Below are 7057 nucleotides of genomic sequence, written 5' to 3' on the forward strand. Positions count from 1 at the left end.
ATGCTAAAACCCAGTATAACTATGGTTAGAGTTTTTTGATCAAGAAAGTAAAAATTAATTCAGATTCTTTAACGACGTCTATAAGCAAACTGGTATAAGTTTAGAAAGGCAAGGTTTTATAGCGACTTAGTGTATGTACTCATTCTATAAAATAAAAAAGGTATACAGCACTTTACGGCACTAACGACATCAACACCCAGCACCATCCTGTCCGAATAACGAAGTGTCATCCTATGTAGGATCGCCGCATCATTACATTAAACATGTAATAGTCTTAAGACTTTTTAAAAATTAATTAATGAAATCCATTGACCCTTGTTTTGATGCAATAATTGTAAAGGTTACGCTTTCGCAAAAGCGCAACACAGAAAGCTAAAAAAATGCGAGCGACAGAAAACAAATCCAATAAAAAAACCGACTCATAACAGTCGGTTTCGTTAATGAAATGGTATCCATCTACTTTACTGACCTAGATTTAGATGCATCAAACTCGCGATAATACTCTTCCACGATCTGAATGGTTTCCCTCATCAAATCTCTTGTTTCTAATAAAAGACTGAAGTAAAGCGTCGTGTTTTTAGGGGACTCTTCATCATTCTTTGTACGTTTCACTTGTTTATCAATTTTTTCATCCACCAGAGTGATGAGTTCTCTCTGTTCAAGAATGATCGCTTCTAGACTGTTGAAGTCTTTGGTTGCAAAAATTTCTTGTGCGTCATTAAATATCTCATGAATGCGCAGGATAACCTCTTTAAGGTCCTTAATTTGAGTGAATTTAAGGCTCTTATGGTTATTGCTTATGTGAGTAGTGCTGGCTTTAGAAATATAATCCAAAGACTGAGATACGTCTTGAAGATTCCCCAATACATCTATATAGAATTTACTGGCGCCCAGATTATTTTCATCTAGACTTTTAATGAAGAAAAAGAGGTTGTTGCGTAAATCGTCTATCTCTCCTGCCAGTTTTTTACTTTCTTTTTTTGATGTTTTGAGAATAGCGAGATCCTGTGCAATTAGACCATCGAGCGTGTTTTTATAAATGCGCTTGGAACGTTTAAAAACGGTCGCTACATTATCAGAGCTTTCATGGATGATGCCTTGTATGGTTTTACTTTCCGTTTTTTGAAGCTGGTCGGTTACTTGTTGTTCTTTCTGGGATTTTTTATGTCCTATAAAACTGCGTATAATAAGTAAAACGGCAAGAGTAACTAAAGCTACAACCGCATACATACCTCCTATATAAATGAGATAAGCAAAAAAAGCTGCAGCTGCAAAAGCACTAAAAGCTGTAAAGAACCATCCTCCTATGACATTTAATACACCTGCGATTCTATATACGGCACTTTCTGTTCCCCAAGCTCTGTCAGCTAGTGAGGTTCCCATGGCTACCATAAAAGTTACGTAAGTAGTAGAAAGAGGTAATTTATAAGAAGTCGCTATAGAAATCAACACACTAGCTACCATAAGGTTTACGGACGCTCGCACATAATCAAATGCAGGTTTGTCAGCATATTTAGGAACAATAGCTGGTGCTGGCAATTTTTCAAATCTGGAACTGATAAAGTCTGCTGTTTTTTCTGGGACAATACGTTGAACACCTTCAGCGATCATAAGAGAATATCGCACTAGAAATCTAGAAATAAGATTGGACTGAAAACGCTCTTTGCCAGAATCTTGACGAGCGAGATCTACAGATGTTTTTACAACCGCTTGTGCTTTTGAAGAGAACCATAATGTCGCTACCATGATCAATCCAGCGGCCACTAACAGTAATTTATTAGAGGGTAATTTCCCGCTAAGGAAACTCATACTTATTTCATTTGCTTTAAGTCCGGTCCCCTCAGCATATTCCCAAGCTTGATAAGCGCCTATAGGAACCCCTATAAAGTTGACCAAATCATTTCCTGCAAATGCCATAGCAAGACCAAATGTTCCCGCTATGATAATAAGCTTATAAATATCCCATTTTATGCTATACACATAAATAAAACTAAAAATAGTCCAAAACAATAAAGCCACACCTATAAACGTGTACACATTTACATTTCCTATAAACTCCATTACAACACCTAAGTCTGCTCCTTTAAGACCTTTAAAGATGATAAAATAAAACAAACTGGTAAGAGATAGTCCACCAAAAATAGCCGCTAGAAATGGAGGTCTTCCTTTGTAATTAAAGGTGAGTAACAATCTAGAAAAGAACTGTACCACACCACCTATCACAAAAGCTATAACTACAGATAACAGAATCCCCTGTATAATATCTATCGCTGTATCTGAAGCGATATATTTTCCTAAATCCAATAAGGTTTCTGAGTCACTTTCATTGATCTTGATGATAGACATACATACAGCAGCGCCTAGTAATTCAAAAACGATAGAAACTGTTGTAGAAGTGGGTAATCCCATACTATTAAAGAAGTCTAACAGCAAAATATCAGTAATCATGACTGCCATAAAAATGATCATGACCTCATCAAAGTAAAATTCCCCTGGAACAAAAATTCCTTTACGCGCTACTTCCATCATACCACTAGAAGAAAGTGCCCCAAAGGCTATTCCCACACTAGCGATAATCATAATCGTTTTAAAACTGATGGCTTTAGAACCTATAGCACTATTTAAAAAGTTAACGGCATCGTTGCTCACTCCTACTACTAGATCGGTAACAGCGAGTCCCGCAAGAATGATAAGCATGTAAATATAAATATCTGACATTTCCTTTGTTTAATCAATTTGCAAAAATCGGCTATCTGCTTCTATTAAATGTTATGCTACTGTTATCAATAAAGCTGTTGCACCTGTTTTCTCTTTCTAATTTATTATTTTAAGATAGAAGTTTATGCTGTGGCAGCTCCAGGCGAAAGCGGAATAATTAAAGAGCTGTAAACGCAAAAAAGGCCACTCGATAGAGCGGCCTTTTAAAAAGATCTTGAATTTTTTATTAAAATTTAATCCCATAACTTAAAGAGAACGATGTCTCTGGACTACGGAATGAGAACGTTTTGTTTTCTGCACCAAAAAACTCATATTCACTCTCTACGTCGTCTCCTAGTATATTTTCAACTTTAATACCAAAACTATGCTTGATTTTATCTCCAAACGTTTTGTTTGCCGTTAAATTCAATGAGTTAAAAGGTAGTGTGTACACATCAGGTATATCACCAGATCCTACAATCTGTAGGGTTCTTCCTTGGACATTAAAAAATGCTCCTACTCTTAAATTATTTTCTGTTTCATAAACTAAACCAGCATTAATAAGATAAGGCGATTGACCTTGGAGCGGGCGTGTATCATCTAATGTCTCACCATCACGTAAGGTATCTCTTCTATTTGCCTCTTCATCCTCACTATAATTTTGTTGTGAATCGATGACGGAAACATTTAAAGTCGCATTGAAATTCTTAAGGCTAGAAGTTAAAAAACCTAGGTTCTTTCTCACCTCAATCTCTGCTCCTAAAACTGTTGCATTACCTAAGTTCAAAGGTGTGAACTGACCTTCAGCTTCTCTAATAAAACTAAGTTCTATAGGATCAGTAAAGGCTTTATAAAAAGTACTGAATGCAAAGAAATCACTTCCTACTCCATACTTTTCAATTCTTAAATCAATATTATTAATATAAGTAGGCTGTATGTCTCTATTACCAATAAAGAAAAAGTTGGAAACTGGATCAAAGATCTCTGCATCAGATGCCTCTTTAAAAGATGGTCTTGCCGTAGTTCTAGAATAAGAACCTCTTAGCTTAAAACTTCTAGCCTCATTTAAATCATAGATTAAATTAAGGCTTGGGAAAATATCTGCCTTATCAATGAATTTTGCATTGTCAGAGATTTCTCCTTGTTGGTTCTGTCCGGTATAATTTAAATCAAATTTCTCAAATCTTAAACCTACAATCGATTTTAGACGTGTAGTAAGTTGAAATTCGTCAGAAACATAAGCACTACCGATGGTAATTTGAGAATCAAAATTATTAGTAATATTAAAGTCTGATCTTACCGCAACACCAGACCCTGTAGTAGGATCATAAATATTTGCTGGATCTAAAATTTGATTTGGATCACCATTAAATTCGGAACTTTGAAAGTCTTGAAGGATAAAAGAATATTGATCCACAACAAAATTTCTATTCTTATAAATATAACCTGCACCAAATCTTAATTTTGCAGATTCAGAAAACAAACGATGCTTTTTTGTAAAGTCTAATCTCGATGCTAGATTGATTTCTTCTAATTCTCTGAATAATCGAGTAGGGTCGCCAGCTTCTGAAGGCTCAATAGTAGGAGTACCTCCATCTATTCTAAAAGGCGTAGTCCTAAAATCTTTATCATTAACTCTAGAAAGAGTAGGAGCTATTTTCCATTCTGTATTCCAAGAGCCGTCTTGATTTGCATGCTCTCCAGATATCAATACGTTGGTTAAAGATCTTTCTGTATAAGTAAGTACATCTTTTTTAATCTGGTTAGAAGAACGCTCTGCATTTTCTTGAAAAATAAGTGCTGCATTAGATTCTCCATTTTGAATATGAAGTAAGTTAATACGATACTTAGAAAATTCAGTTTTGTAGGTTAATCCAAGCAATCCATTTAATAAAACATTGTTTGTCCCTATAGACCCTTGCTGAGTTCTATCTACTCGAGGGTCATTATTTGAAGTGTCGGCTCTTTTTCTAAATACTTGACCGTCTACAAAGTTGTCGTAAAACTCCGTTTCATTCTTGTAAGCAAGAGAAGCTGTAAAACCTAATGCATTACCACTTTTAAATTTATACTTATTTCCACCAGCAAAACTAAAACCAAAATCCATAAAACTTTTTTCTCTCATAGCAGCAAGCTCTGGATTAAAACTCTGGGTAAGTGTTCTTACGAAAGCTCCATCTGTTTGTAACAATGGTATGGTCGTACCTATCGCAATTGGCGAATCTCTATCACCATTATCAAAGCCTAAAAAATCAGTACTACTACCATTGTAGCTTAAATAATCATCGTTAAAATGCATTTGCGGATTATAACCTAGACTTAAATTAATGGAGTATTCCTCACTAGAAGGGATGTCTTTAGTTAGAATATCAACAATACCTCCAGTAAAATCAGAAGTTAAGTCTGCGGTTGCAGATTTTTTAACTTGAATATTTTCAATAACACCTGTAGGGAAAATATCTAATTGCAAAGCATTTCTATCAGGATCTAGTCCAGGAACTTCCATCCCGTTCAGTAACGTTTTAGTATATCGATCCCCTAAACCTCTTACATAAACAAATTTTCCATCTTGAACAGATACACCAGGTACTGCCTTTACAGCACTAGCTACATTTGATGAACCAGATTTTTTGATAGATTCAGAAGACAATCCATCAAGAACCACTGTTGCGTTCTTTTGAACGTCTAACACTGCCTTTTCAGAGTTTTGCCTTTTGGTTACAATAATAACAATACTCTCTAGAGCATCTGCTGCAGAGCTTAGCGTAACCTCTAAGTTAGTGACCTCGCCAGACTTTATTACCACGTCAGTTATCTGTTTAGTGCTATAACCAACAAAAGTGAAAACAACTGTGTAAGTCCCTGGAGCCATTTGAATGGAATATTTTCCGTCAAAATCTGAAGCTGTTCCGTAATTGCTGTTTTTTACAGCAACGTTTGCAAAGGCAAGCGCATCGTTAAAATCACCATCAATAATTTTACCTGATAATGTACCGTTTTGAGCAAATGAAGATAATGAACCTATCAAGAACATAACCAGTACTAAAAATTTAGAATTTTGCATTGTAAAAAAAATTTCTTTAAATTGAAAAAATGCTCACCATATTATTTATGATGAGCATTATTATTATTTTTATGGCTATCCTTAGAAACCTAATCCAGCAGTAACGTTAGAATAAGTCCATGAAAAAGCAGATAAATCAGCTCCACCACTTGTACCAGCACTTGCCCAATCAGTAGCATCTGTTTGGAATGAGGTTATTGTTAATTCATCAATATCATTTGAATCATCACTATCATCACAATTTGTAGCACAACCTACTTTTTCAACAAACACTTCATTTGCAGCAGTAACACCACCTGCTGGTAAATTAATCACCCAATTCGTAAAAGTAAGGTTACCGTCTAGGTAGTTTTGAGAAACACCATTGTTATCTAGCTCTACATCACTAGAAACTTTAAAACCTGTGGCATACACATTATTTGTAGCTCCTTGTGCTCTACTTCTATAATCTGCATATTCACCATTAGGCGTATTTGCATTTCCAAAAATGGTAGCATTGTTGATTGTAAACGAACCTAAAGCAGATCCTTCTGGACCATCAATTTCAAATGCGTGGTCAGAAATATCACCTAAAACAACTCCTGCATTAGTAATAGTACCTGAATATGCTTGATCGATGTCGATAGCGTCATCTCCCACTGCCCAAACGAATAAGTTACTTGCATTGACGGTACCACCGAAAAATTCGATGCCATCATCCACATTTGCAACCACTTCAATATTTGAGATAGTAGTACCAGAACCAACACCACCTAAAGTTAGACCGTTAATTTCATTTCCTTCACCTATATTAGTACCTCCATGACGAATGGAAACATAGTTTAAAACTCCAGAATTATCTGCGGCGTTAGTACCACCGTAAAGTCCGTTAGTATCACTTGCAGGAATACCTTCAATTTGAGCAGAAGCAACATCTCCTCTTAATGAACTAGGTGCATTACCTAAAACGATTAATCCACCCCAAAGACCACGATCATTTTGAGTTAAGTTAGAACCATTAGACTGACCTAAAGCAATATCGTCTGCAATACTGGTGAAAACAATAGGGTTACTAGCTGTTCCATTTGCTTGGATGGAACCACCTCTAGCAATAATCAATACAGAAGCATTTGCCCCTTGACCTGGCAATCCTTTAATGATTGTTCCTGGCTCTATTGTTAATACTGCACCACTAGCGACTGTTGCTCTTCCTTGTAAGTTCCAGATACGATCGTTTGTAAGTGTTTTACTTTCTGTAATTAATCCAGAAATTTGATTGTCTGACACATCTGGGCCAGAAATCGGATTATCATCATC

3 protein-coding genes are annotated in these 7057 nt (G+C 35.8%); all 3 read right to left on the reverse strand.

The window, feature by feature from the left end; all coding sequences use genetic code 11:
• Positions 1-456 precede the first annotated feature (456 nt).
• Positions 457-2718: an inorganic phosphate transporter gene (locus ACJAT0_RS04730; RefSeq protein WP_415180727.1), complete on the reverse strand. Its 2262-nt coding sequence runs from the start codon at positions 2716-2718 to the stop codon at positions 457-459.
• 226 nt (positions 2719-2944) lie between these two features.
• The gene (locus ACJAT0_RS04735) at positions 2945-5761 is read right to left on the reverse strand and encodes a TonB-dependent receptor domain-containing protein (protein WP_415180728.1); all 2817 of its coding nucleotides are present in this window, start codon (positions 5759-5761) and stop codon (positions 2945-2947) included.
• Between the two features lie 81 nt (positions 5762-5842).
• The coding region (locus ACJAT0_RS04740; protein WP_415180729.1) for a hypothetical protein at positions 5843-7057 on the reverse strand (1215 nt) is incomplete at its 5' end.

The sequence above is a fragment of the Nonlabens sp. genome, from assembly GCF_047636915.1.
GTDB lineage: Bacteria > Bacteroidota > Bacteroidia > Flavobacteriales > Flavobacteriaceae > Nonlabens.